We start from the raw sequence: 23,494 nt of genomic DNA, 5'->3' as shown, positions 1-23,494 counted from the left end.
AAAAACATTTACAATTATTATCATTTAGAATCAACTGCACCGTTAGGATTATCAAAGGATTTACCTTTAAAATTTTGTCCCTATTAATTAGGAATTCAAAACTAAATAACATGAAATTAAAAATCTTCATTTTACTACTTATCTGCTCTAGTTTAATCGCAAATGCTCAATCAAAAAAATACCTTTCTTTTGGTGTAGGAGTTAATCAAAGTACCTTTCTGTTAGATCCAGGATTTATAGCAGAAGGTGAATTCAACCGCATGTGGGGAGAATCTGTGTATCCATCACCAGAGGTTTCTGGCCAGTTCAATTTTTGTCTAAATGAAAGAAACATTGTCGCCATCGCAGCTGATATAGTTTACTACCAGAAAATTATTTCTTTGGCTATGCCAATTAGTGTGCGATACGATTTCAATTTTACTAAAAAAGAAAAGTGTCCTTTTATCCGACTAAATGGAGGTTATTCATTCTTTCTAACCAATGGAGGTTTCTATAGTATGGGTTTGGGCTATCGGTTAGGCAAGGTTAAAACTTCTTTAACCTATAACAACCAGTTTAAGAACAATTCTATTCTGGAAGACAATGAGTTTATTGCCGCTCGAATCGCTTCTTTAAGTTTCAAACTGGAATATGCTTTTATAAACAACAAGCGAAATAGAAAAACCAGAAGGTAATAAATTTCTAATTGATGTATAAAAGAAAATACCTAACTAAAGACTTTCAATCTGAAAAAAACTAAAAATGAATCGATCAATATATATACTATTTATATCAATATTTGCGCTGTTTGGCTGCGAAGACTCAGAACTTCCTATCGTACCAGAAACTACAGGTACACCCACTGGCACAGCCTTAATTATTACTGGTGCTGCTGCCAGAATTAATCAACAAATCGCTTTAATCGAGAGACTTCACGATCAGAACAAGCTCAACAACCTTGATTTTGTATCTGGTGTGAGTTCTGGTGGAATTAATGCAATTATGCTCAATGGCATTTTAGACAACACCAACGATTTCGGATTCGAATCTTATAAAGACATTGTATTGAATCTAACCAATGCAGATGTGTTGGATAATTCTAGAAACGATTTACCGATAGATACCAAACCACTTTGGAATACTTTCGAAACCAAATTGCTAGAAGAGTTAAATTATACTTCTTTTGATGATTTATTCATGCCAACTGCGCTTACCAGTACCAATTTAGATTTAAAAGAAATTGAGTTTTCTTCTAACATAACTGAGTTGGACAACATCGGTGGAGATTTAATAGAATCGCTCATGGCAACAACTTCGTTCCCAGTAGCTTTTCCATCAATCAAAATCAACGATAATATATATGTAGACGGAGGTTTAATAGAAAACATTCCTGTAAATGCAGTGATGGAATACCAGCGTATTCGCGAAGCACCTTTTGATACAGTTTACATAGTTTCTTATCAAAAAAATACGGAAACAAGATGGAGTGATGAACTTGATTATCTATCAATTAGCGGTACTAGAGAAGACATTCTAAAAGTAACTTTAGAGAAAGCTGGTTTTGATACTGATGCACTTTCACAACAATCGTTTTTAAATGAGTTACTTAGAATTGCTAATAATTATCCAGAGTTAGCAAGCAGATGTTATGTGTATGTGCCAAATGTTGCGGATGCTCCTTATTACGGTGTTTTCGACTTTAGCTCAGAAACTGCACATAGTTCTTATAACAGTGTGAGTATTTGGGCTCAAAGTAACGAGCCTGTTCCTTTAGATGCTTATCTCGCTATAAATGGAATTAACATCAATTAGTCGGTCTACATTATCAATAAAAAAGACCTTACAAATGCATTTGTAAGGTCTTTTTTTATCTATTTCTTTTTGTATTCTGTAGATTCTCTTACAATCAAATTCGTGCATAGCGTAACAGTTTTGTGCTCGCTTTCTTCTTTATCTTTATTGTTACATTGAAGTCTTTCTAGCAACATATCCATGGCAGTGTGAGATAGTTGCTTAATTGGTTGCGAAACTACAGTAATATTCGGTTTGTGAATTCTAAATAGATCGTGATCGTCAAAAGAGATAATTGCCAGATCATCTGGGATTTTTAAACCCAAATTATTAATAGCTTCTAAACCACTAATTCCCAAATAGTTTGTGCTAAAGATAATCGAATCTAAGTTTTTATTCTTTTCGAGAATTTTCATAATGTCTTCCACATAATCTAGGTAATCATTTTTAAATGGAAGCGGAAATATATGTGCATCTAAACCATAATCGGTAACTGCATTTTTGTATCCGATAATTCTCTCTTCCTTTTCTGGTGAATCCAAAGTAAGTGCCACCAAAGCAATTTGCTTATATCCCCTATCTACTAAATGTGTCACCGCACTATACACACCTTCAATGTTATTCACCTTCACTACATTGTTACTCGTATTTTCAAATTTTCTATCGAAAAGAATAACATTCATCCCTGTATCCACCATTTTTTTGATGTGCTCTTCCATTCCCATTGTTGGAGAAATAATGCATCCATCTACACCCAGAGTAGAAAACATGGTAAGAAACTCTTTAGCTCGCTCCTTATCGTTTTCGGTGCTACAATAAACAATCTTATATTTATTTTGATAGGCTTTTTCTTCGATTTCTTTAGCAATACTGGCAAAAAAGGGATTAGAAATATCTTCTACCATTAAACCCAAAATATTGGTTCGGCCAGTTCTTAATCCCTTAGCAAACTGATTTGGTTGATAACCAAGTTCTTCTACTTTTTTTAAAACCTTAGCAACTAATTTATCGCTAATTCTTTTCTCTTTCGCTTTGCCATTTAAAATAAATGAAACAGTGGTTTTAGAGATATTTAATTTAGTCGCTATATCGTTAATAGAAATCTTGGTTTTCGCCATTGCTGATTAATAAAGTTTTACAATTGATCAAAAAATTTATCTAATAATCTGCAAAATACTGAAAATACTTTAAAACCCCTGCCTTAGAATAGCTATAAGCGATAATTAAAGCCAAATTACTTGTTAAAACATCTAATATCTCTAAATTGCCACACGTTCATTATCAATTTTTCAATTACTTTACTGATGGTTCTTGCCAATCATCAGTTCTAAAAGGCACTGCCGGAATGCCTTCTCCATTTTCTAAATTAGTTACCGGATAGTTCGTAAATGCGTAGCGGACAGCTACAGGTTTGCTTACTTCGCTGGAACTCAATTGTATTTTATTACCCACTATTTTAGCTTCAGCCTCATAGAAAATTTGGCCTTCACCAGCTAGCTGAAAATATTTCGGTGGTTGACCATCATTTGTTTTTAATCCACTTTTTACGGAAGATGGTTTAAAGCTTAACAAAGCTTTGGCGCCATTAAAATCAACCGAATCGAAAATCGGTCCTTCATAAGAAATATTATTCAAACCATAATGAAGATTTAAAGCTGTTTTACCTAATCTTATGCCAATCGGTTTTTTGTTTTTAGGATGCAGGTCTTTGGCATTTCCTACATCCATAGTAACCACCATTTCGGTATTTGCTACAGAGGAAATGTTCTCTTGTGCTTCTCTAAAGAATGCAAACTCTGCTCTTTTTGGGTCTTCAATATCGTAGAAGTAAGGCGCGATTTGTACAAAGTAGAATGGTAAATCGCCTTGAGCAAATGCTTCTCTCCAACTGCTAATCATTGTATGCATTAAGTGTGTATATGCTGTTCGCTCATTTCTATTCGACTCACCCTGATACCAGCAAAAACCTGAAATAGAAAGATTTTTAAACGGATGAATAAGTGCATTGTACAGCAAAAATGGTCTAATTACTTTTTCAAAAGAAAAGCCACCATCAATTACTTCTTTAGATTTGCTAGATCGTAAATAGGGTTGCAGGTATTTATCATTAAGTAAATTATCTGCAGCCAAAACAGCTTTAGGAACATAGGCCTGAGCCGCCGAAGCACCAATGCCTGTAAATACAATTCCGACCGGCACATTCAATTCTTTAAATAATTCTTTACCAAAGAAATATCCTACTGCCGAAAATTTATACACCGATTCCGGATTACAAACTTTCCATTCTCCATCCACATTTTCTATCGGCTCATTACTAAAGTTTAATCCCGCGTAAAATAACCTGATATTCGGAAAATTTGCTTTGCTCACTTCTACAGCTGAATTAATCACTTCATCCATACCAAATTGCATGTTAGATTGACCGCTACAAATCCATACTTCTCCAATAAGAATATCTGTTAAACTCTGCTTTTCTCCATTGCTTTCTATAATTAATTGATGTTCTGTAAAATCTCCTTTTGCAATTTCTGGCACTGGAACGATTCCCAAGAAACTACCAGTTTCATCTGCTTTTACTTCTACTGGAGACTTTAGCCAATCTGCAAATACAGTAACTTTTGCATTGGGTTTTGCTTTTCCCCAAACTTTAAAAGGTTTATTCTGCTGAATAACCATATGAGAACCTAAGGGATCAGCAAAAGAAAGTTGCTGAGCTTTACCAACAAAACAAGTAATACAGTATAATAGAATAAATGCAATATTTTTCATCTTCTACTCAATGTTATAATTTGGTTCCGCACCCAGAAAAAGTTCGAGTTTAGCACCTTCAACGATTTGATCATAACTGAGATAAGGTTTGTTATAATCTTCTCCATTCAGCAGTATTTTCTGAATATAAACATTTTTAGGGCTATTATTATGAGTTTCAATACTAAAAGTTTTACCAGTTGCATACTTATCATCTAGCTGAAATTCCACCTTATCAAACACAGGACTTGTAATTTCGAATCGTTTTTTGCCCGGACATATCTGGTATATTCCTGAAGCAGATAACACATACCAAGCCGACATTTGACCAACATCTTCGTTACCTACCAACCCCTCTACACTGTTTCTATAACCTCTCTGGCAAATGAGTCTAGTCCATTTTTGTGTAAGCCAAGGAGCTCCAACGTGATTAAAAAGATAAGTAACATGATGCACAGGTTCGTTAGCATGGTTGTAATAATTGTTCCACATCAAGTTTTCAGGAGCTTTGTCAAAAAAGTTTTCTAAATCCTTTTTCACATTTTCATTGCCACCCATTAGGTTAATCATACCTTCAATATCATGCGGAACAAACCAGCCTTGTTGGTAGGCATTACTTTCTATACTGCCATACCATTCGACCAATCTGCCTTCTTTAGGCCATTTTTCGAAACTGCCATCTTCTTTTCTAGGTCTAAACCATGAAACAGAATCATCAAAAATATTCTCGAAGCTTTTACCCCTTTTATAAAATGTTTTGGCAATATTTTTTTGATTCATTTGCTCAGCCATATTGGCTGTACACCATTCTGTATAGGCATATTCCAATGTGTTAGAAATACCGAAAGATGTATAAGTATAGCCCTTCTCTCCATTGCCAAATTTTTCACCAGTACTCACCATCAAATCCAAAGATTTTTCAGCATCAAAATCTCTAATCCCTTTTGTGTAAGCATCAGAAATTACAGAAACTGCCGGATTACCTATCATACAACCACTGTAAGCATTTAGTAACTCCCAACGCTCTAGATAATCTCTGTTGCTTTCATCTGCCAACGTTACCAATGAGTTCACCATATCATTTACCAAAGTCGGATTCACGATGGTTTGCAGCGGAAACTGACTTCTAAAAACATCCCAACCACTAAAAATAGTGCGCTTGGTAAAATGCTCAGATTCATGTGCTTTGCCATCACCTCCAGTATATTTGCCATCAACATCTTCAAAAATTCTTGGGTCAATCATGGTATGATAAAGTGCTGTGTAGAAAACCGTTTTTTCTTCATCAGTTCCACCACTTATTTTGACTTTCGATAAGTTATCATTCCACAGTTTCCAAGCCTGAGCTTTTACTTTTGCAAAATCCCAATCTGTAATTTCTGCATTTAAGTTTTTTTTTGCACCTGCCATGCTCACAAAAGATATTCCTGATTTTATCAGGATTTCTTCTGCCTCTTCTGTTTCGTATTCGGCAAAAAAACCAAGGTGTTTCCCTTCGGTTTCTTTATTACCATATTCAATCGTTGCTTCGGCGATTTTCTGCTGATATTGCTCACTCTCAATATCTTCTCTTTTCCTAGTCCAATCGTCTGGAATTTCGACATTCCAAATTCCATATTTCTTAAAAGGTTTACTTAACTGCGCATAAAAGTAAACAGTGTAATTAGCATTGCCATCACCATTTCCCCAACCACCGCCATCGGGTTTGCACTTCATCCATCCTCTAATGGTTTGCTCATCGATAATTTCTATAAACTGTTCAGTTGAAGTACCTCCTACTCTTCTTGCCAAGTCAATCTGTACTCTCGATTTATCACTTTTAGGAAATGTAAATTTTAAAATGCCACTGTGTGAAGCAGCAGTCATTTCTGCTTTAATATTATAATCACTGAGATTTACAGAGTAATAACCTGCACTGGCCTTTTCACTTGTTTTATCGTAAGATGATCTATAACCACTAGCCGTATTTGCCAATGAACCAGCGGAAGTTTGCAATTTGCCAGTAGTTGGCATTACTAAGAAATTCCCTAAATCCCCATACCAACCAATACCACTCATTTGGGTAAAAGCAAATCCTTCTATACTTGTATGTTCATAACTGTAACCAGAACCATTATCACCTCCAGTAATGGTATTCGGACTCACTTGTACCAATCCATATGGAGTAGTTGCACCAGGAAATGTTTTTCCTAAACCATGATACACACCGGCGGCATCAGTGCTTGTACTTGCTCCAATAAATGGATTTACATATGAGGCTGGTTCTTCTATAATATCTTGTATTTCAGGCATTTTTGACTGATTACAAGCAATTAATATGGTTGAAATTAGAATGTAGATGTATTTTTTTAAATTCATTTTGATTAAAAAATTGAGTGATAAAGAATTACTCATTTATCTTTCAAATAGATTTCAGAAAACTAAATATTCATTTACATCTAGTACTTAATATCTATTATAAAGTACAGGTAAACACAGGATTCAATATTTGATTATAAAAAAGCATATTGTAGGAATTCATCCTTTTAGAATATGCTGAAACTAGTTTCGATTTATCAAAACTAAATGAGCTTTTGCCGCTTACTGGGTTATTTGAATGATGGAAGGTTACTAAAGTTTTTTTCATTTTCTTTTCTAATTAATTAAATCAAAAATAAGAAAACTAAATCCTTTTAGCAATATAGATTCCTATTTATCTAATATCCGACTTAGTACAAAAAAAAATTACAGGCTAAAATCATAACCTGCAATTTTTAAGTATGAAATTATTAATCAGTAAATTAGATTGGTTTGTTTAAATAGAGTTTATCAGCAGATAAAATTTGTTTCGATATATCTGGCCCTTTATAGAAAACTTCTAGCCATCCTCCTCCCGCATGGTTAAAATAATCAACAGTTATTTTATGGTAACCTGCTTTTAGATGTATACCTCCACCACGTTCGATAGTTCCATGCTGTCCGCCATTATCTACCACTTGTTCCCCATCGATATTAAGCATACTTCCATCATCAGAATAGGTATAAAAAGTATAATCCCCTTCTTTATCTATTTTAATATAGCTATCCATTCTCACAGCAAACTGTGGCAACGCTTCAGGCGAACCCATTTCTGAGATTTCAAACTCATATAGATTACCAGTTTTTGCAGGCTTTAACTTAGACATATCTGGAAGATCTTCCCAGTTATTCCCTTTATAATAGCTATAAGAAACCCCATTGCCATTGCTCGAATTTACCGTTCTGAAATAGGCTACGCTCACTGGACTTTCTTCACCATCTTTATTAAAAGCTTTTGCCGATACAACAGTAGAATTTTCAAGGATGAAAGGCTCTGTATATAATGTGCTTTTTTCTGTTGGCTCAGAACCGTCTAATGTAAATCTGATTTCCGTTTCATCTACCGCTTTTTCGATTACAACTTCGGGAGATTTGTCTATAAATAAGCCACCAGCTTTTGCATACATATTTGGCAGAGGCAAAATGTTAGGCTTCGCCAGACTCATTACCTTCATATTACTTTTAGGATCAGGATAACCCTCAAAAGCACTTTTAATTGGTCTGCCGATCCAAGCATAAGGCTGCTCAATACCCAAAATGAAAGCTACTGTGGCTGCATTATCATAAGTAAATAACTCGTGAGAAATAGTTTTACCTGCTACTACTTGCTTGCCATATACCACAAATGGGATTGTAATTTCTTCGGGAGTTTCGCCTCCGTGACCATAACCAATACCACCATGATCTGAAGATAAAATGATTACTGTATTTTCTGCGATGCCTGCGGTTTGAACAGACTCTACAATCTGCCCAATTAGAGAATCTGCAGATTCCACAGAAGCAAAATATTCAGGTGTGCCATGTCCGTAATGATGCCCCGCATGGTCTACATGATCAAGGTGTACAAAACAAAAAGTCGGTTTCTTCGACTCTATATATTCAACAGCATATTCAGTAGTGAGGTATTCTGTTTCTCCATGTCGGTCATAATCCACTGCTGATTTCTCGAACAACCTCCCGAAAGCTCCCCAATGATAAATAGCAGCAATTTCAGCATCTGGTTTTTGCTCTCTCAGTACACTAAATATGGTTGGGAAAATATCTTCCATTCCTGTAGAAACTGGTGGCAAAGTATATTCGTCTCTTTCCCAGTTATTGGAAGTAACTCCGTGTTGCTCAGGGCCAGCTCCCATAATCATAGACGCCCAGTTGCTACTGCTACTAGTTGGTAAAACTGCACGGGCATTCATAGTTGCAGCTCCGTTTTCTACAAGAAAATCGATATTTGGTGTGTTGGCATTCATAATCCCATTGGGACTCATACCATCAATACCTATTACAATTACATGCTCCGCAATCCCTTTTTTTACTGTTACTTGTTCTTCTTCAATTCGCTTGGGCTCAGAACATGCATACAAGCCAAGCAATAAAATAAATAGTAGTGATAATCTCATATAAATAAAAAAATAAAGGCTAAAAGCATTTTTTACTTTTAGCCTAATTTACAAAATATCAAGGGGCAATTTTGGTGAGCGTACAGCCATACTCTCCCAAACCCGTAACTCTGCCATTAGAATAGGTAAAAACCAGTCTGATTTTACTTTCATCTTTTAGCACATTAATAGAAGTAATTGGTGTAACATTGCTTAATACAATGTTTTCTGAAGAACCTTCTTCCCAACTCCAAGTTGCATCTTCTGCATCAAAAAAGTATTCTGCACCATCTACTGTAAATGTACTTGGTCGGTAATCATTATCGATTCTGAATTCAACAACCAAATCGTCGAGTACAGTTGGAGTAGTACCAAAAGGAAGTTCAACATCTGATACCTGTCCCCATTTTCCTCTAATACCAATTGCTGCTGCTTGTTGCTCATCTAATTCTATTTGAAGAATATCGCTTGACTTATCTTCATCACAACCAATTAATAAACTAATAATGGCAATGCTTAGTAATGATTTTAATATGAATTTTAAATAGCTCATTTTAATAATATTTAGATGCTTATTTAATCAATAATAACTTGCCTGCTTTTACTGAATCAGCAGTTTTTAATCTGTAGAAATACAAACCCGAATTAAATTCAGTAGCATCCCATTGGAAGCTATACTCACCTACAGACTGCATATTGTTAGCCAGATTTTTTACTTCTTGCCCTGCTTGATTATAAATAGACAGATGTACAAATCCAGCTTTATTAAGTATGTATGAGATGCTTACTTCTTTGTTAAATGGGTTAGGATAAGCCACTAAAGTACCTGCTTCAAATACATCATCGGTTGCTAGAATAATTTCTCCATCTCCACTATTTCCTCCATTGTTACCTTCGTCTTCGGCATAAATGGTAGAAACTTCTGAAGCGGTTACTACTCTCTTCCAAATTCTAATATTATCGAGTCTGGCAGAGAAATCATCTGAATATGCACCTGTTGCATCTTGCATAATGGTAAGTGGTAAACCTGCATGTAAATCGCCCGGTACTATAGACATATCTTTCGAGTCTTCTGCTTCATCTGTTTGCTTTAATTCTCCATCAAAATACACTTTCATTGTCTCATCACGATCGAAAGCTACCAAAACAAAATGCCAGTTTCCATCTTTTAAACCTGCTGTTCCGTTGTCATCAGCATCCCAATCTAAACGACCATCTCCTTCATCTGCCACATTCACTGTCCATAAATGGGCCGATGGATCGTCTGCGCCATCAAGCGCCACTAACCAACCCGGATTGCCACCACTGCCCCAATCTTTGTTACCGATAATTACTGGATCGCCAGAAATAGCAACATTGGCATCTATTCTCACCCAAAAACCAACACTAAAATCTTCTGTACCGAAATCTAGCAATGGATCTACTGGTAACTGAACATGCGCAGCAACCGGAAACTCAGCTACATAACCTCTTGTATCGTCAATTACGAAAGTAGTAGCTGCACTACCAGCATCAGTTCCGTTTAAGCCATTACCACTTATATCGTTCAGATCATCATTTAATGGAAGGAAAACATCTGCTTCATATGCTTTATCATATGGATTATAAATAGAAGAAACAGTTTGCGAAGTAATTGCTTCTCCCACCCAAATTCTGACATCATCTAGCATAGCTGCAAAATCGGCACTGTAAGCGCCAGTTCCATCTTGCATAATGGTAATTGGCAAACCCGAATCCATGCTTTCAGTAAGCAAAGTTAAATTCTTAGAATCTTCCGCTTCATCTGTCTGTTTTAAGGCACCATCTACATATACATTCATGGTAGAGTCTCGATCAAAAGCAATGGCGATAAAATGCCATTCACCATCCTTAATACCAGAAGCATTGTTGTTGTCTGCATCCCAATCGAGGCGGTTTGTACCGTCTGCTGCGTTTACTGTCCATTGGTGAGAAGCAGGGTCGTCTGCACCATCCAATGCTACTAACCAACCTGGGTTACTACCGCTACCCCAATCTTTATTACTAATAATTGAAGGATCGCTTGGTACAGGTATATTTGCATCAATATTTATCCAAAAAGCGATGCTAAAATCCTGATCACCAATTTCTAATGTAGAACTTAAAGGCAATGTCGCATGAGAAGCAGATTCAAAAAATGCTACCATACCTCTTTCACTATCTTCTCCAAATGTAATTGCTTCTGTCCCCGCATCGGTTGCATTCAATCCATTACCACTTTCATCATTTAAGTTTTCATCTAGCGGTAAGTAAACCTGCGCACCATATGTTTGATCGTCGCTACCACCATTGCCAGAAGCTGGTACAAAAGCATATATTTCAGAAACTTCACTGGCTGTAAGTACTTTGCCTTTCCACATTCTTAAATCGTCTACCAAGGCAGCAAAGTCTGCACTGTATGCGCCAGTTCCATCTTGCATAATGGTGATCGGCAAACCAGAATCCAATGTAGCTGGTGTTAAAGTAAGATCTTTAGAACTAGCATCTTCACTGGTTTGCTTTAACTCTCCATCCATATATACATTTAAAGTAGCATCTCTATCGAAAGTAACAGCAAGAAAATGCCAAGCTCCATCTTTTAGACCAGCAGCACCATTTTCGTCTGCATCCCAATCGAGACGCTCGCTGCCATCTGCCACATTTACTGTCCATTGATGAGAACCCGGATCATCGGCTCCATCCAATGCAACCAACCAACCAACATTGCCACCACTGCCCCAGTCTTTATTACTAATAATTGATGGATCGCTTGGAATAGACACATTCGCATCCATCTTAATCCACATGGCAAAGCTAAAATCTCCTTCTCCAAAAGCCAGTTTATCGTCTAAAGGCAATTGTGCATGTGCCGCTGAAGCAAAATTAGCAACTGTTCCTCTTTCGCTATCTTCTTCAAAAGCGATACTCTCTGTACCAGCATCTGTTGCATTTAAGCCGTTACCACTGGCATCATTCAAATCACCATCAAAAGGTAAATATACATCTGCACTAAATGAAGCATCTTGCTCTGCCGGAGATGGTACAAAACTATAAAGTGCTGTAACTTCTGAGCTACTTAAAACTTTCCCTTTCCAGAAGCGAACTTCGTCCATTAAAGCAGCAAAATCTGCACTGTAAGCGCCTGTTGCATCTTGCATTAATGTAATTGGCAATTCAGAATCGAGACTATTAGGGATTAAAGTCATGTCTTTTGAATCGTCTGCTTCGTCGGTTTGCTTTAACTCACCATCTACATAGACATTCATGGTTGCATCGCGATCGAAAGCCACTGCCACAAAATGCCATTCACCATCTTTTAAACCAACAGCATCGTTGTTGTCTGCATCCCAATCAAGACGGCTTCCGTCTCCTTCGTCAGAGATATTTACTGTCCACTGGTGAGAGCCGGGATCGTCGGCTCCATCTAAAGCAACCAACCAACCAGTATTGCCTCCACTACCCCAGTCTTTGTTACCAAAAATTACTGGATCACTCGGAATCGATATGTTGGCATCCATTTTAATCCAGAAAGAAAAACTAAAGTCTCCTTCTCCCACTGCCAAACTATTATCTAAAGGAAGTTGCGCATGAGCAGCACTAGGAAAGCTTGCTACCATACCGCGCTCAGAATCTTCTACAAAGCTGGTGCCTTCTGTACCTGCATCAGTCGCATGTAATTCATTTCCACTCGCATCATTTAAATCTTCATCTAAAGGCAAATAGAAACTTGCTCCAAAAGTTGGATCTACTTCTGTTGAGTAGCCATTGTTAAATAATTCTGTTACTTCTGAGGTAGTAATTACTCTATTGTAAATCAGAATCTCGTCTAGCAAAGCAGCAAAGTCTGCACTGTAAGCTCCTGTTGCATCTTGCATAATGGTAATTGGCAAACCAGAATCGAGACTATTAGGAATTAAAGTCAAATCTTTTGAATTGTCTGCTTCATCAGCTTGTTTTAATTCTCCATCTACATACACATTCATAGTTGCGTCACGATCGAAAACTACTGCAACAAAATGCCATTCTCCATCTTTTAAGCCATCAGCACCATTGTCATCTGCATCCCAGTCTAGACGGCCTCCATCACCTTCATCAGATACGTTTACTGTCCATTGGTGAGAGCCAGGATCGTCTGCTCCGTCTAATGCTACCAACCAACCTGTATTTCCTCCACTACCCCAGTCTTTATTACTAAATATTGAAGGGTCACTCGGAATAGAAACATTTGCATCTATCTTAATCCAGAAAGCAAAGCTAAAATCACCTACACCAAAGGCAAGTTTGTTATCTAAAGGAAGTTGTGCATGAGCAGCAAGTGGAAAACTAGCCACCATACCACGCTCAGAATCTTCTACAAAAGTTGTACTTTCAGTTCCTTCATCTGTAGCATGTAAACCATTTCCACTAGCATCTTCCAAGTTCTCATCTAATGGTAGATATACTACCGGATCCTGAGCCAATGCAAACTGCGTAAGACCTAGAATTAGAATAAATATTTTTAATATCTTAAGTTTCATAATTGAAATTGATCAGCATTTGTTTGAATTAGTTTAATCAACATCCCACCAAACTCTGGTTTGTAATAAATCGCCACCCTGTCTGGCATTAGCCACATCATAGTTTGCTTTGTTAAGATTTCCTTCTGATAGCGGATAGAAATGTCTAAGTGGAACTGCACCTGAGCTATTTGGCCCAGGAACAATATCAGGAATTCCTGTTCTTCTCCATTCTGACCAACCTTCGTAACCGCAGTTGAAAAGTGCCAGCCATTTCTGAATGCCAATCTTTTCTAATTTCTCTTCTGTTGTACCTTCATAAGCCACTAACTCTTGTGTGTAGTAAGAAGCATCAGGCATTACATCTGCCACTTGAGGATAAGTGAAGTTTTCAGGAATTCTACTCGCATAATAATCAAACTGATCTTCGATTCCGCTTAGGTAAAAAGCTTCAGCATCGCCAGTAATATAACCTTTCTCCACAGATTCTGCCAAAATAAATTGTAGTTCAGAATAGGTCATTAATAAACTTTGAGCCGCTGTTGGTGAAGCTTCTGCACTGTAAACCAAAGGTGCCCACAACAAACCCGGAGGCGACTGATAAGCCGAACCTCCATTGTAAGTATCTTCGTTGTTTATTCCGTTTGGTACGCCCGCATACTCTTTTACGTTTGCACTTGCCGTAGCCGGAGTTGGCGAAGCAAAAACTACTAACCTCGGATCATTTAGGTCTTTTAAATATGTTTCGAGCGTAGTTGATAAATGGGTAGAACCACCATAAGTTGTTACTCGGTATCTCGGAAACTCATTTCCTAATTCATCTAAATATTGCAAAGCTGCCTGATCTTCGTGTGATGTAAAAATCGGATAAGTATCAGGGTCGTTCAAGATTTTTTGCATACCTGCTGATGGATCGACTCTGTCTGATTGTCTCAACAAGATTCTTAATTGAAGTGAGTTCGCAAATTTTCTCCAACTCATTAAATCTCCATCAAATAAAATATCTCCCGTAATCGATTCTGTTCCTGAACCAAGAATGCTATTAGCCTCTTCTAAATCTGCCAATAAACCTGCATAAATTTCTTCCTGTGTGTCGTATTTTGGGAAGTTAATATTATCAGATTTTGCCTTTATCGCCTCAGTAAATGGTATATCTCCATAAATATCTGTAAGCGATTGAAACAAAAATGAACGATAAACTAATGCAATACCTCTGTAATTTTCGTAACCATACTCCTCTGAAATATCGATGATGTTTTGAACATTTCGCATATCTCCATAAAAGCTCCAAAGAAAATAATCTGAAGCATCTGAAGGTGTCCAGTCGAAAGCACTTACGAATTGGTTTGCCAGATAATCGGCTACAATTGCACCTCTTCTCCATGAGCCAGTGTAATGGTCGTTTAGCGTACTTCTAATTACCGACGGCAATAATAAACCGGGATTGTTTACACTTTCTGGTACGTTTGGATTGGTATTAATTTCTTCAAATTCATCGGTACAGGCTGCTGTAACACTAAGTATAAGTACCAGCATAAAAGCCCATAGCCTTCTTTTCCAAGAATTTTTCATATCTTCTATTTTTAATTTCTTGATTTATTAAAGATTGAAGCTGAGGTTAAACCCATAGCTTTTGGTACTAGGAATACTCATGTTTTCGAAACCCGGAACCAGACCGCTTCCTGTAGTTGCACCAGTTTCTGGATCGAAATGATGGTTATTTGTCCACAGTTTTAAGTTTCTACCTACAAATGATACCGACACATTTCTAAATGGCAGGTTACCCATAATTGCATTTGGTACCTGATAGCCAATTTTAATCTCACGAAGTTTTACAAAAGACGCATCGAACATCTGAGACTCTGAGTTATGGTCGTAATAACTTTTATGGAAGTTTCTCGCACTTGTACCATAAATACCCGCACTATAAGTGCCATCAAAAATCTGTAGGTTTTGCTCGTAAGTTCCATCGCCCATATCCACTGCACCTGCATGGTAATAAGGATCGTCGTATTCTGTACCAACTGCTCTAGCTGATCTTCCTTCAGCAGATTCTAAAAGCTGACCGGCTCCCATTGCTTTGTTAAAAAATCTAGAAAGGAATTTACCACCATGGCGAACATCGAAAAGAATACCTGCATAAAAACCTTTAAATGAGAAGTTGTTGTAGATACCTCCTGTCCAGTCTGGATTAAAGTTACCCAGATAAACAGGCTCCATTCCGAGGTCTGAAGTTTTAACCGGCAAACCACTAGAGCCAATTATAATTTCACCAGCCATTGGGCCTTCTTCTACACGAACGAATCCCGGACCGTACATGGCACCCATTCTTTCTCCTACTCTGGCTTCTACTGTTGCTTCTTCACCCGGAGATGTTTGTACTACTGCATCAATACCATCAGTTAGTTCTACTACTTCACTTATGTTTTTTGCAAAGTTTAAAGTTATATCCCATTTAAAACTGTTTTGCAGCTTAATTGGAGTGGCGTTAACTACAACTTCAACTCCTTGGTTTTTAATTTCACCAGCATTAATCACTCTTGAACCATAACCTGTAGTTTCTGCTAATGGTACTTGTAGAATCTGATCTTTAGAGCGGATGTCGTAATAAGTTAAATCAAAACCTAATCTACTATCAAAGAATTTTAATTCAGCACCTACTTCGTAAGTAGTAGTTAACTCTGGTTTTAATTGAGGATTTTTTAACGAGCTGTTTTCTGCCAGTGCTAAATCATCGCCCCATGGAGTTTGGTAACCATAAGAGTTGTATAACTGATAAGGACCTGTATCATTACCTACTTGTGCCCAACCACCTCTAAGTTTGATAAGTGTTACAAAATCAGGTAAAGTTAAAATTTCATTTATAATTGTACTTAAAGAAACTGCCGGATAGAAGTATGAATTATTGCCAGCAGGTAAAGTACTAGACCAGTCGTTCCTGCCAGTTACATCAAGAAAAACTGTGTTTTTATAATCGAATCTGGCAAGTGCATATAAACTGTTTATTCTTCTAGATGATCTGCTCGAAGAAACTGTTAAATCTGCTGCGGTATTACCAAGGTTGTATATGCCAGGAATCAATAATTCAGGAGCTGTAGTCGATTCGTTTCGTTTCTCCTGATTCATTCTGTTGCCACCAACTGATAATGAAAATCCAAAGTCTTCTCTCTTGCTATAATCGTAGGTTAAAAGGAAATCTGTGTTTACTTCTTGGAAGTAGAAATTGGCTTCTGTATATCTACCATTTAGTACACTTACAGTGCTAACAGCCATTTTTTGAGGTCTAAAATCATTATAAAGATCAGTAGCACCTCTTACCATTAAAGTAAGGTTGTCTAGAATTTTATAATTGAGTGAAATATTACCAAACAAACGATCTTTATCTTGACCAGAAGTATTTTCATATTGATAGAAGAAAGGGTTGTTGTGGTTTTCACCATAATTATACTGATATTGCTGAATACCTTCTAAACCGGGCTGCCAGTAGTCTCTCAAGCTATTCATATTTACTTGGCGACCCATCCACAACATAAAATACATAGGCGTATTTCTACCATATCCTTGATCTGGTCGGTTTGTACTGTTAGTTTTTACATAACTCGCAGCCATGTTTGCCGAAAACTTGTCTGTAAATTTATAGCCAGAGTTAATAGAGATGGTATGTCTTTTAAGGTCGTTGTTAGGTACAATTCCTTTTTGATCTAGATTGGTATAAGAAAGCCTGATGTTTCCGTGCTCATTACCACCAGATACAGCAAAGTTGTTGTAAAAAGTGTTTCCAATGTCGAAGAAATCTCTAACATTATCTGGTTGTGAAATCCAAAGCGTTGGTATTATTTCTCCTCGGTTTCTAAGATATACATCTCCACCTCTATATCCATTTAAAGTTGGTGAATCGAATTGGGCTCTGTTTGGCCCTTGGTTTAATCTTGGGCCCCAACTTTCATCGTAACCATCTTGAATACCATTTGGATACAAATCTAAATTTCCTTGATAACCAAAGTTAGAACCTTCGAACAAACCACTTGAACCTTGCCCGAATTCATTCTGGAATTTAGGCATAATTAAAATGTCTTCGAAAGTTACACTTGAGTTTACACTCACACCAATGCCTCTCGTATTTTTCCCAGATTTAGTGGTGATTACAACTACGCCATTTGCGGCCCTTGAACCATATAAAGCAGAAGCCGCAGGCCCTTTCAATACGTTGATGGATTCTATATCGGCTGGGTTAAATTCAGCAGCACTGTTGCCATAATCTGCCGAAGTTGTATTTTGTACAGCATCGTTACCAACTGGCACACCATCTACTACAAATAGTGGTTGGTTACCCTGAAACTGTAAAGAAGATTCTCCACGAATGGTAATTCTAGAACTAGAACCTACAGAAGAGTTTGATACAATATTTACCCCCGCAACTTTACCGCTAAGTGAGTTCACAAAATTGGTTTCTCGCGCTTCATTAATATCACTCCCATCTAGACTTTGAGTAGCATAGCCCAATTGCTCTTTCTCACGTTCAATACCTAGTGCTGTTACAACTACTTCGTCCAACTGGGTATCGTCTAATTCCATCTGAACATTGATCTCCGTTTGGTTACCTATCTCAACTTCTTTGGCGATGTAGCCTACATAAGAGAAAACTAGCACATTGCTGCCTGCAGGTACATTTAATTTATAAATACCATTTACATTGGTAATGGCTCCTTTGCCTAAATCTTTTACCAAAATACTTACTCCCGGTAGTGGATTTCCAAGTTCGTCGTTTACTTGCCCTTGTATTAATCTGTCTTGTCTGGCAGAAAGATCAATCTCTACAGGTTCGGTAACTTGTACTTTGTTATTAAGTACTTTTACAAAAATGGTTTTATTGATTTGTTTGAATTGCAATCCGTATTCTCCGGCTACTTCATACAATAAATCGTATAGCGATTTTTTGTCTTCCGATTTAGAGATTTCTTTATTTCTTCGAACTACGTCTGGATCGTATGCAAATTTAAATTCTGTCTTGGTTTCTATATCGATAAAAAACTCTTTGAGAGTTGCATTCTTGATATTCAAACTAACAAAAACATCTTTGATGCTCGGTACCTGATTATCAGAAGCTTGTAAGCCAGTAGAAAAAAATAGAAATAATAATATTCCTGTGAGAACGGGATAAAGCGTCCTACACTCAAAATTGAGTAAAAATTTTTTGTCCATAATGAAACTTTAAGTCATCATTAAAAAATTAGTTAGAAATTAAATTGCCTTGTCAAACTCCCGGGATTAGCTTGATAGCTTGTATTTTAAAATAAGATTAAATCATAGCATCTCGCTTGTAATATTATCTTGAATCCATACTGGATTGATCGATTAAGTTCTTCGTAAAATTTAGCTTCATAGTCTTAATTTTTATTGAATAAAATAACAGTATCGTTTTCAAAACTATAGTCGAACCCAAGACTAAAGTTCATGCCCTTCAGTACATGTTCAAGAGACATATTTTCGAACTCTCCAGTAAATTTTTTCTCTTCGATCTCTTTATTTTTTACAGTAATTTCTACACCAAACCACCTTTCTAGTTCGGGAATTATGCTGCCAATTTTTTCATCTTGAAAAAGTAGAATGCCATCTTTCCAGCATAAAAATCTTTTTATGTCTACTTCTTTTTTAGAGAATTGAATGTCATTTCTATTAAAAGAACCTTGTTCGTTTGGTACTAAGACTATAGATGGTTCATTTGCTTCTAGGTTAGAAACTCCTACTTTACCAGTGGCAACAACTACCTCGAAAATCTTATCGCTTGGAAAAGCTTTTACATTAAATGAAGTACCTAATACTCTGGTAACCATATCAGCAGAGTGTACTAAAAAAGGTCTGTTTTCATCTCGCTCTATTTCGAAAAAAGCTTCCCCTTCTAAGTAGACTTCTCTTTTGTTGGCTGCAAAATGTTCTGGAATTTTAATTAAACTTTCTGCATTTAAATGTACCGTAGAACCATCTGGCAACTTAATGGTGCTTTTTCTTCCTTTAGGATTACTCTTTTCTATCAAAGCCAATTCATTTTTGACTTCCTTAGGTGCTGATAAAAAGTAATTATAAGTACCCAAGCCTACTAGCATCAACATAATAACAGTTGCAGCTATGCTCAAAAATTGCTTGCTATTCTTTTGCTTTTCCTGATACAATTGGTACTGCTTAGCTTCTTTTTGCTCGGCAGCTTGTTCCATTTCATGCAGATTGATCTTTTCGCTAAGCAATCTTTTAATTCTATCAGAATCGAAAGATATATCCATTTTAAAATTCCCTTCCCATGCAGCACGGGCTTTATCAAATTCCTTTTTGTTTTCAGGATTTTGTAACCAAACTGCAATTGCATCTTTTTCCTGCTCATTTGCCTCTCCGGCAAAAAACTTAGCTAAAAGTGTCCAATCTACCTTTTCGTTCATTCTGCTTTTTGTTAGGTAAGACGGCAGTTTTAGAGTTTTACCCCTATTTCAGGTTGTTAAGTAATTATTAAGTATGTATTACCAAATTAAATTTATACACTGAGAAAGGACTATTGGAGCAATATGAAGAATGTAAATAAGAGACCCTTTTAAGATTTTAAGTGCTTTGCCCATTTGGTTTTCTACGGTTTTAATAGAAATATTTAGCAGCTCGGCAATTTCTCTGTATTTCAATCCGTCGTGTCGGTTTAGCATAAATATAATGCGACACTGGGTAGGTAATTTATTTATAATACTATTGATTTCTGCATCCAACTCTTTGTGGATTAAAGTCCGCTCAGGACTCTCTCGGGTATATATTTCCTGATAATGCTGATCTGTTAACTCGGCAAATTTTACAGATTTAGCAGAAACAGAATCGTATATAATATTTCTGGTAATGGTATAAAGATATGCCTTTACATTACTCTTGATTTGAATTTTTTCGCGTTTTACCCAAACTTTTAGAAAAACATCAGATACAACTTCTTCAGCCAGTTCTCTGTCTGACACGTACATAAAAGCAAAATAACACAATTGCTTGTGGTACCTGTTAAACAATGCATCAAATGCATGTTGATCACCTTTTTTAATTTTCTGAATAAGTATTAAATCTTCCAAGATTATAGTTTGCTTTTTCTAAAAATCCGGCATGCCATACAAATATATCTTTTAAACTATCATAAATGCCTTTCAGACTATTTAAGAAATTGTTAAGATAGTTCTAAATATTAGTGGTATTTGTGAACTAGAAAAATGATAAAATAATATTTGTTGGTGGTTTAGTGGTTGTTTATTATCTAATTCTTATTTCTGAGCCTTGCAGCAATGAATTTAATTTGACAGATATATTGTATATGTTTATCACCAGATACCAAAAGTTTAATTTAACAGAAAATACTGGCTCTTGCAATGAGATGGTTTATAATCTTTTACTATAAGATTATATCTTAAACATGTATTAAATTATAATAGGTTTAAGTAGATTTAGTTTACGCTCGCAAAGTCTCAAAGCTGAAAATGCATTTATTAAATAACACCTAAATGATTTACATAACCCAGTTAATATTTATACAAGAAGGCAAAGAAGAACTTTTTTTAGAATTCGAAAGTCATGCAATTCCTTTAATGGAAAAACACGGTGGTAAGCTTATTTATAGACTTAGGCCTAAACAAGAAGATTTTATTTCTGGTGAAGAAGAAAAACCTTACGAAATCCACTTTGTCTCATTCGAAAGTGAAGAGCAACTAAATCAGTTTATGCATGATGATGCTAGACTCAATTTTATTCACTTAAAAAATGAATCTGTAAAGACTATGTTACTTGTAAAAGGAAAGAAAATGTGAGTTGGAAATCTTAGTACTCATTTTAAGTTGTTATTTTAAACAAATAGAATTTGATGATTTACTTTGTAACAATTTTCGCAATTGGTGGTATGCTATCTTTTTTTATAATTATTATAGAAACATTCTTACTTTATTCATTTACAAAGTTTGCTTTTGAAAATGGTATTACTGCATTTGAACGAACTATAGAAATACCAACTAATAATATTAAGCAGCTTAATGATTTAAAGCTTAAAAGAAAAGAAGGTAAGTTTTATTTCTCGCCCAATAATAGAATTTACTTTTTATCTAGATTTAGAATATTTAGTTTCAGGTTGAATACTCCATTCCCTTTTAAAGGAACGGGTGTAATTAATAAAAACAATACAATTACTATAATTGGAAAACTACCTCTTGGAACCACTCTTTTTATTTCATTTTTTCTATTAGCAGTTATTTCTGCAACAATTATTTTTCCGCCAATAATGTTTGTTGCCATAGCACCAGTACTTTTAATACCTGTAATTGGAATTAAGTAACTACAAAAAAGAAATAAAGTATTTAAAAAATAGATAGCTTTGTGTTATGAGACAACACCGATTTATCAAAGCAAGTAAAGAAGAAGTTGATTTATTAAAATCTCAACTAAAAAAACCAATGAGTCGACAGGAATCTGTTCGCATAGAAGGATTACTGCTGAGTATAAAAGGCTATACTATGGAGCAAATTGTAGATATATTAGAAGTAAATCGTGATACAATATCTCGTTGGTTTAACCGATGGGATCAAGGAAAAATGACCAATCTTGCTAATCTTCCTAAAAGTGGTCGTAGGCGTATTTATACAGAAACAGAAGAAAAAAAATGATCCAAAAAGCCTGTTTGGGCATCCAAAGGATAAAAGTATTTCTTCAAGAAGTGATCACTAGTACAGGTAAAAGTTGCCATATACAAACATTAAAGGGTATTTTCAAGAGGCATCGATTGGTATGGAAACGCTATAGAAAGAGCTTAAAACCAGAAAGAGATGAAGTACTTTTTGAGTTTTTCAAATCGGAATTAAGCTACCTAGAACAACAAGCAAAACAAGGAATAATAGACTTGATATTTATGGATGAATCGGGCTTTAACTTAAATCCAAATGTGCCCTATGGTTGGCAACCAATAGGACAGCAAATTTTGCTTCCTGCTAAACGCAGCTCAACTAATTGGACAGTTTTAGGTACGCTTAATATCCACAGTCAAAGCTTTTACGGTTATATGATGCCAGAGGCATGTACTGCAAAAACAGTAGTTGAAGTATTGTCTAATTTAAGCGAAAGAATCAATAAAAAAACGATAGTAATATTAGATAATGCCCCAGTGCATAAGGCAAAGATTGTAAAAGAAAAGTTAGTCGAATGGCGCAAAAAAGGACTTTACCTACAATTTATACCTGCCTATAGCCCTGAACTCAATAAAATAGAGATATTATGGAGACAGATGAAATATTATTGGTTAGAACCGAACGATTATCAATCTCAAAATACACTATACCAAAAAATTATTGAAATTCTTCAGAATTATGGATCTAAATACTCGATTTCTTTTTCTTAACTACTTACTATCGAAAAAAACAGAATGTTGACTATGATTGACGAGCTAAAAGAGATAATTAACTCAACCGTTTTACAAGAATAACTAACAGAAACACTATTTTGAAACCCAAACTTTACATATCCACTTTAAGCTTTATACTCATTAGTAGTTTATGTTTTGCACAGCAAAAAGAACCTTTCTACGAGCAGCTAGTTTTTGATTTTTATCAAACCCAAATTTTAAAAGCTTATCCTGTAGATAAAAGAATTAATATATGTGGATATGTGGCAGAATTACATCACATATTTAATATTCCTCATTGCTTAGAAAATATTTATTTTGGCAGGGATAAAAACTTCGAAGAACTCCAACCTTATATAAATAAACAACTTTCCATCGATTCGCAACATTTTGAGCTTGACTTGAGGCAAGCAGATATACAGCAATTTCGAATCAAAAAACAGTATAGCAACAAACTCCCAAAATTACAGATCACAAGTCCTCATATTGTAAAAGAAAAGGGAGATCGTGTTTATGTAAATATCTATGAAGAGCACAAAGATAAATTTGTTACTTTCCACTTAGAATTAAACAAACAAGGAGAAATCATAAACTGGTGCAGGACTGTAGCTTTAAAAATGATAGTTTACTAAAACAAAAAAGCAGCATTAGCTCTAATA

Annotated in this window: 17 protein-coding genes; 7 read left to right on the top strand and 10 right to left on the bottom strand. The window is 35.8% G+C overall.

Annotated elements, in window-relative coordinates; translation table 11 throughout:
- Window positions 1-110: 110 nt before the first annotated feature.
- Window positions 111-674 (top strand): hypothetical protein, encoded by a 564-nt coding sequence (locus tag OQ292_RS25860; protein ID WP_284687081.1) that lies wholly within the window; start codon window positions 111-113, stop codon window positions 672-674.
- 67 nt (window positions 675-741) lie between these two features.
- Window positions 742-1,791: a patatin-like phospholipase family protein gene (locus OQ292_RS25855; protein WP_284687080.1), complete on the top strand. Its 1,050-nt coding sequence runs from the start codon at window positions 742-744 to the stop codon at window positions 1,789-1,791.
- Window positions 1,792-1,850: 59 nt separating this feature from the next.
- Here the strand turns inward: OQ292_RS25855 and OQ292_RS25850 are convergent, their stop codons facing one another.
- The 10 genes from OQ292_RS25850 to OQ292_RS25805 form a co-directional block, all read right to left on the bottom strand.
- Window positions 1,851-2,888, bottom strand: a complete 1,038-nt coding sequence (locus OQ292_RS25850; RefSeq protein ID WP_284687079.1) for a LacI family DNA-binding transcriptional regulator — start codon at window positions 2,886-2,888, stop codon at window positions 1,851-1,853.
- 175 nt (window positions 2,889-3,063) lie between these two features.
- The gene (locus tag OQ292_RS25845; protein WP_284687078.1) at window positions 3,064-4,539 is read right to left on the bottom strand and encodes a sialate O-acetylesterase; all 1,476 of its coding nucleotides are present in this window, start codon (window positions 4,537-4,539) and stop codon (window positions 3,064-3,066) included.
- A gap of 3 nt (window positions 4,540-4,542) precedes the next feature.
- Complete coding sequence (locus OQ292_RS25840) at window positions 4,543-6,876, bottom strand: GH92 family glycosyl hydrolase (RefSeq protein ID WP_284687077.1); 2,334 nt, start codon at window positions 6,874-6,876, stop codon at window positions 4,543-4,545.
- A 422-nt stretch (window positions 6,877-7,298) separates the two neighbouring features.
- A complete protein-coding gene (locus OQ292_RS25835; RefSeq protein WP_284687076.1) occupies window positions 7,299-8,969 on the bottom strand; it encodes an alkaline phosphatase family protein in 1,671 nt (556 codons plus the stop codon).
- A 58-nt stretch (window positions 8,970-9,027) separates the two neighbouring features.
- Window positions 9,028-9,501: a hypothetical protein gene (locus OQ292_RS25830; protein ID WP_284687075.1), complete on the bottom strand. Its 474-nt coding sequence runs from the start codon at window positions 9,499-9,501 to the stop codon at window positions 9,028-9,030.
- A 19-nt stretch (window positions 9,502-9,520) separates the two neighbouring features.
- The gene (locus OQ292_RS25825) at window positions 9,521-13,462 is read right to left on the bottom strand and encodes a LamG-like jellyroll fold domain-containing protein (protein ID WP_284687074.1); all 3,942 of its coding nucleotides are present in this window, start codon (window positions 13,460-13,462) and stop codon (window positions 9,521-9,523) included.
- A 33-nt stretch (window positions 13,463-13,495) separates the two neighbouring features.
- Window positions 13,496-15,013, bottom strand: a complete 1,518-nt coding sequence (locus OQ292_RS25820; protein ID WP_284687073.1) for a SusD/RagB family nutrient-binding outer membrane lipoprotein — start codon at window positions 15,011-15,013, stop codon at window positions 13,496-13,498.
- A 27-nt stretch (window positions 15,014-15,040) separates the two neighbouring features.
- Complete coding sequence (locus OQ292_RS25815) at window positions 15,041-18,643, bottom strand: SusC/RagA family TonB-linked outer membrane protein (RefSeq protein ID WP_284687072.1); 3,603 nt, start codon at window positions 18,641-18,643, stop codon at window positions 15,041-15,043.
- Between the two features lie 185 nt (window positions 18,644-18,828).
- Entirely contained in the window at window positions 18,829-19,872 is a 1,044-nt protein-coding gene (locus OQ292_RS25810) for a FecR family protein (RefSeq protein WP_284687071.1), read from the bottom strand.
- 78 nt (window positions 19,873-19,950) lie between these two features.
- Window positions 19,951-20,532, bottom strand: coding sequence for an RNA polymerase sigma factor (locus OQ292_RS25805; RefSeq protein WP_284687070.1), 582 nt, complete (start codon window positions 20,530-20,532; stop codon window positions 19,951-19,953).
- A gap of 423 nt (window positions 20,533-20,955) precedes the next feature.
- On the opposite strand from OQ292_RS25805, the gene OQ292_RS25800 reads away from it, so the two are divergent.
- From OQ292_RS25800 to OQ292_RS25780, 5 genes are all read left to right on the top strand, one after another.
- The gene (locus OQ292_RS25800; RefSeq protein WP_284687069.1) at window positions 20,956-21,258 is read left to right on the top strand and encodes a DUF1330 domain-containing protein; all 303 of its coding nucleotides are present in this window, start codon (window positions 20,956-20,958) and stop codon (window positions 21,256-21,258) included.
- 53 nt (window positions 21,259-21,311) lie between these two features.
- Window positions 21,312-21,776 (top strand): hypothetical protein, encoded by a 465-nt coding sequence (locus OQ292_RS25795; RefSeq protein WP_284687068.1) that lies wholly within the window; start codon window positions 21,312-21,314, stop codon window positions 21,774-21,776.
- Window positions 21,777-21,822: 46 nt separating this feature from the next.
- Window positions 21,823-22,104 (top strand): helix-turn-helix domain-containing protein, encoded by a 282-nt coding sequence (locus OQ292_RS25790; protein ID WP_284686462.1) that lies wholly within the window; start codon window positions 21,823-21,825, stop codon window positions 22,102-22,104.
- Window positions 22,101-22,832: an IS630 family transposase gene (locus OQ292_RS25785; protein ID WP_284686463.1), complete on the top strand. Its 732-nt coding sequence runs from the start codon at window positions 22,101-22,103 to the stop codon at window positions 22,830-22,832. The genes OQ292_RS25790 and OQ292_RS25785 overlap by 4 nt, the downstream gene beginning before the upstream one ends.
- A gap of 101 nt (window positions 22,833-22,933) precedes the next feature.
- On the top strand, window positions 22,934-23,467 hold the full coding sequence (locus OQ292_RS25780; protein ID WP_284687067.1) for a hypothetical protein: 534 nt from the start codon (window positions 22,934-22,936) through the stop codon (window positions 23,465-23,467).
- Window positions 23,468-23,494 lie beyond the last annotated feature (27 nt).

Source organism: Chondrinema litorale (genome assembly GCF_026250525.1).
In the GTDB taxonomy this organism is placed as follows: Bacteria; Bacteroidota; Bacteroidia; order Cytophagales; family Flammeovirgaceae; genus Chondrinema; species Chondrinema litorale.
The sequence above is the reverse complement of the archived record's forward strand: the minus strand, read 5'-3'. Positions and strand labels throughout refer to the sequence as shown.